Source organism: Acinetobacter sp. 809848 (assembly GCF_000581275.1).
GTDB lineage: Bacteria > Pseudomonadota > Gammaproteobacteria > Pseudomonadales > Moraxellaceae > Acinetobacter > Acinetobacter pittii.
In genome coordinates, this window is the sequence record NZ_JEXG01000066.1 from 1 (window position 1) to 4,840 (window position 4,840).

At 41.0% G+C, this 4,840-nt stretch carries 2 protein-coding genes and 2 pseudogenes; all 4 read right to left on the minus strand.

The window, feature by feature from the left end; genetic code table 11:
• On the minus strand, nt 1-923 hold a 923-nt coding region (locus J536_RS26505; protein ID WP_032064108.1), incomplete at its 3' end, for a BapA/Bap/LapF family prefix-like domain-containing protein.
• Nucleotides 924-1,302: 379 nt separating this feature from the next.
• Nucleotides 1,303-2,499, minus strand: coding sequence for an HlyD family efflux transporter periplasmic adaptor subunit (locus J536_RS23235; RefSeq protein ID WP_032064110.1), 1,197 nt, complete (start codon nt 2,497-2,499; stop codon nt 1,303-1,305).
• Nucleotides 2,496-4,636, minus strand: a pseudogene (locus J536_RS0104870) (type I secretion system permease/ATPase). The gene J536_RS23235 and the pseudogene J536_RS0104870 overlap by 4 nt, the downstream one beginning before the upstream one ends.
• Nucleotides 4,633-4,840: pseudogene (locus J536_RS25555) on the minus strand (TolC family protein); the annotation flags it as partial. The pseudogenes J536_RS25555 and J536_RS0104870, both read right to left, overlap by 4 nt.

A 4,840-nucleotide genomic window follows, 5' to 3' on the forward strand; every position in this document is an offset into this window, starting at 1 on the left:
GGTGAGGTGTTACCTGCCGGATCTGTTGCCGTTGCCTTTACTTCATCGCCATCTTCAAGGCCAGGATTTGGTACTGTCCAGCTACCATCTGGGCCTGCAACAACAGTCGCTGTAGTGCCATCCGGGAATGTCACAGTTACCATTGAACCTGGTTCTGCCGTACCTGTAATCGGATCTGTACCATTGATTGGATCAATCTCTGGGGCTGCCGGTGCTACAGCATCAACAATCTCTGTTGCCGGTGGTGAGGTGTTACCTGCCGGATCTGTTGCCGTTGCCTTAACTTCATCGCCATCTTCCAGACCAGGATTTGGTACTGTCCAGCTACCATCTGGGCCTGCAACAACAGTCGCTGTAGTGCCATCCGGGAATGTCACAGTTACTGTTGAACCTGGTTCTGCCGTACCTGTAATCGGATCTGTACCATTGATTGGATCTATAACTGGAGCATCAGGAGCAGTTGTATCTTTTTGTTTTGTGTCATCTGTTTTATCGTCGCTATTATGAGCCCACCACAAAATTCCTGCTGCGGTTAGCGGTACAGATAACCATGCCCATGGAGATGCAGCTCCATCATGATAAAGTAGTGGTTCAATACTATCGATATAACTATAAGTAATATGTTCTAATAATGCACCATTAGCATCAGTAAATTGTACCCAAATTAACTTGTGATTATCATCTTCAAAAACCAGACTATTATCGGTTGAATAATTACCACCATTAAAGAAATCAACTATTACTATTTGTTCACCATTTTTTAAAGTAATAATTGCATTTCTACCGTCTTGTCTAATTTCAGAAACATCATCTTTATTTACTTTTATTAAAATAACTGATGCTTCGGAAAGAGAGACTGTATCCTTTGTCGTAATTTCTAAGGTTTCGTGACTCTCCTTAGAAACTACCCTTATCTCAGACATATTTCTTCCCCTTCGTAGGATTATTTAATTAAACCAATCCAATTTAGAGCTCTTAAATTTTATGAAATAAGAAGAGCCCAAATTAAGGAATAAATTAGATAAAACAAAGGCCAACCTCAACGCACAACTCAATTATAATCATGAATTACGTCACAAAAAAAACAACAAAGAGAAGTTTATTTATTAACCATAATAAAAACAAAAATATTATTTATTAATTTTCAAAGTATTAGAATTCAAAAAAAATCATAATATGCTTTTAATTTTTTTATGCTTTAAAACACAAATAATAAAAACCACATATTTAAAACAAGATATTTCCTTTATTAATATCCATATGGTTTTTAAACATTTAAAAACCATATGGATATACATTTATTTATCTTTCTCGCAACGCTTCTTTGGCTTTATTAAATGGTTTAAGTAAATAATCAAGTACTGTTTTTTGACCGGTACGGATATCTACTGTTGCCACCATACCCGGTGTAATACCAAACGCTTTACCTTCTTTATTGTAAAGCTTGTCGGAATCAGTGCGGATATAAACACGATAATAGAATTGGTCCTGTTTTACTTCATCACGAATCGTGTCTGGTGAAATAACCGTAACCTTACCTTTTAAACCACCATAAATTGAGTAATCATAGGCAGTGATTTTAACCAGTGCTTCTTGCCCCGGACGAATAAAGGCAATGTCACGCGGTAAAATACGCGCTTCAATCAGCAGTTGTTCGTCAATCGGTACAATAGTCATCAATTTACCGTTTTGGGGAACAACACCACCATGGGTAGTGACTGCAATTTCTTTGACAACACCACGTACCGGTGCTCTGAACACTGCACGGTCTAAACTGTCACTACGACCCAGTACAATTTGTTGTTGCGTTTCGCTATCCGTATTCGCTTTAGATAACTCTTCACGCGCTTTCACATAGTACTGGTTCTGCGCATCATTCATTTTGTTTTGCAAATCATTTGCTTCACGACGTAAACGTAAAACCTCAACCTCACTTGCTGCACCTTTAGCCACCAGCGGTTCTGTCATCGCCAGTTCTTGTTGTACTAACTGTAGAGCTTGCCTAAAACCCGCAAGGGTTTCTTCGAGATTGGCTCTACGAGATGTATACAATGCAGTTTCTTCCTGTACTAACTTTGGTTCTTTCATCACAATTTCAGGAAAAACTAAAGGTGTACCGTTTACTTCCGCACGCAAACGCGCTGCTGTCGCTTGAGCAGAGATCAGTAAAGATTTTGATTCACCAACATTTGATGCAAAACGGGTTGGATCAAGCTGCGCAAGAATTTCGCCCTTTTGAACGATGTCACCTTCTTGTACATTCAGCTTGGTTAAGATACCGCCTTCTAAAGACTGAATCACCTGTTCTTTAGATGATGGAATGACTTTACCTGTACCGGTAGAAACTTCTTCAAGTTTAAATACCCATGCCCAGATAAAGAAAATAACCAAGCCAATGCCCACAATCCAGATCACTAGACTGGCACGTGGTAAAGGCGGCTCGCTATAAGAGACATTCATTGAACGGGTGAGTTGTTGTTCTTGTTGTGGTTCGCTCATGAATTACCCCCTTGGCTCACTTGTTTTTGTTGGGCTGTTGATTGATTAAGTACCTGATCTCTTGGACCGTCCATCACGATTTTGCCTTCATTCACGACAATAATACGGTCCACCAGTTCTAATACAGCGCGCCGGTGGGTCGCAACGACCAAAGTACGATGTGCCAGCCAACCTTTTAAATGATCAATCAGTTGTTTCTCTGCCACGTCATCAATGGCTGCTGTCGGTTCGTCTAACAATAAAATGTTCGGTTGACGAATCAATAGACGAGCCAGTAACAATGCTTGTTTCTGACCACCAGAGAAACCAACACCACCTTCTAAAATCAGGTGATCTAGCCCTTCTTTTTTCTCTTGAACAAAAGGTAATGCACCCGTCACTACTAATGCACGAAGAATCTCTTCATCCGTTGCAAGCGGCGCGCCTAAAGTGAGGTTTTCACGAATCGTACCGTAGAAAAGATGCGCATTTTGGTTCAGTAAACCCATGTCACGACGTACATCAGACGGATCAATTAATGAAAGATCCAGCCCATCTAAATGTACTGCACCTTGAATAGGGAACTGCATACCAGATAAAAGCTGAAGCAGTGTCGATTTACCCGCACCATTACGTCCCAATATGGCAATTTTTTCACCAGCACGAATTTTTAAATGACGGATTGCAAACTTGGTTTCGGGTCTTCTTCTCCATATTGGAATAAGACATTTTTTAATTCGTAATCGCCATTTAAAACTGCTTTGTGTACCAGATGAGAACGCTCAGCCTGATCAATCGGACGTTGCATGAGCTCATCAAGGCTTTGTTTGGCAACTTTCGCTTGCTGTAAACGCCCTAAAACACCTGTGATATGACTAATCGGTGCCAACATACGTGAAGATAGAATTGAACAAGCCACTAACGCACCTGTAGTCATTTCACCTTCCATCACGGCAAAACATCCTACCAAAACCACAAGTGCGTAGGTCAAACCTTGAATCTTTTGGGTCCATGCCATTAAGGTACCGACAATTTTACGCTGTCTCATCCCGATATCGGCTGAAACTTCGTTCATGTGGTTCCACTGGTTCTGAAAGCGAGACTCAGCACGTAATAGCTTAATGTCTTCGATGCCCTGTACCGCTTCAACAAGAATGGCGTTACGGATTGAAGACTCTCTCATACCCTCTTGCGCGAGTTGCGCTAGCTTTTTCTGTGCCAGAATACCCGGCAAAAGCATAAGTGGCACAACCAGCAACATCACCCAAAACAGTTTTCCACCGATAATCGCAAAAATGATCAGGAACAGGAAAAAGAACGGAAAATCTGCCATCGCAGTAATGGTGGTTGAAGTCACCAGTTCACGCACACCTTCGAGCTCACGAATCTGGGAAATAAAACTACCGGTAGACTTTGAACGGTCTTTATTTCTGATGCGTAAGGCATGACCAAATACACGATCAGATACCCGCAAGTCAGCACGTTTACCAATAATATCGGATAAATAAACTCTAGCTACACGTAAAGTAAACTCAAAAATAGCAGCAATGAGCACACCACCTGCCAACACCCATAAAGTCGGGATAGACTGAGATGGTACAACACGGTCATACACTTGCATTGAGAAAATAATGGTTGCTAGTGCCAAAACATTGGCTATCAGTGAGGCAAACATAATATCAACGTAGCGCTTCCAGTCTCTTAAAACAATCGACCAGAACCAGCTTGCTTCGTATGGTTTGATATATTCGTCAATACGTGCATCGGGAATAGACGTTTCAGGACGTAGGATGTAGACATTCTTAATTGTTGTTTTTAAGACATCTAAGCTTAAATTTTGGGAAAGGCCGTGATCTCCACTAAACTGGATACTGACATTTCCTTGAGTATCGGCCTTATCAATTACACCGACCTGTCCGTCGTTAAACTCGACCATGACAGGTAAACGCCACGGATTAAGTAAATCTAATGAAAAAGGTACTTTACGTAAATTGAGTCCAACCTGACGTGTCATTAACTGCAAAACATCATCAAGGTTTTGATTTTGGTTCCAGTCAAGTTGTAAACGAATTCTTTCTTCTGAAGGCTCAATTCTATAATGTTTAGCAATCGTTAAGACCGCCTGTAACCAGGGCTGGTAATTTATTTTTGTCATCATGGTTGTACTTCGAACCCCTGAATTGAAATATTATTTAAGTCATAAGCTTGGCGGGAACGTCCTGTTGCTGCAATGTACTGAACAATACTGCTGTAGATGTCATAACGTGCAGTTTCAAGTTCTGAATTGGCGCTATGAATCGCCTTGTTCAGCATTCAGTAAGTCAACCAATGAACGGGTACCGAGTTTGTACTGCTCTTGATA

Coding starts and splice junctions, on each gene's coding strand:
- J536_RS23235 (WP_032064110.1), bottom strand. CDS start 2,499: ATGAGCGAACCACAACAAGAACAACAACTCACCCGTTCAATGAATGTC.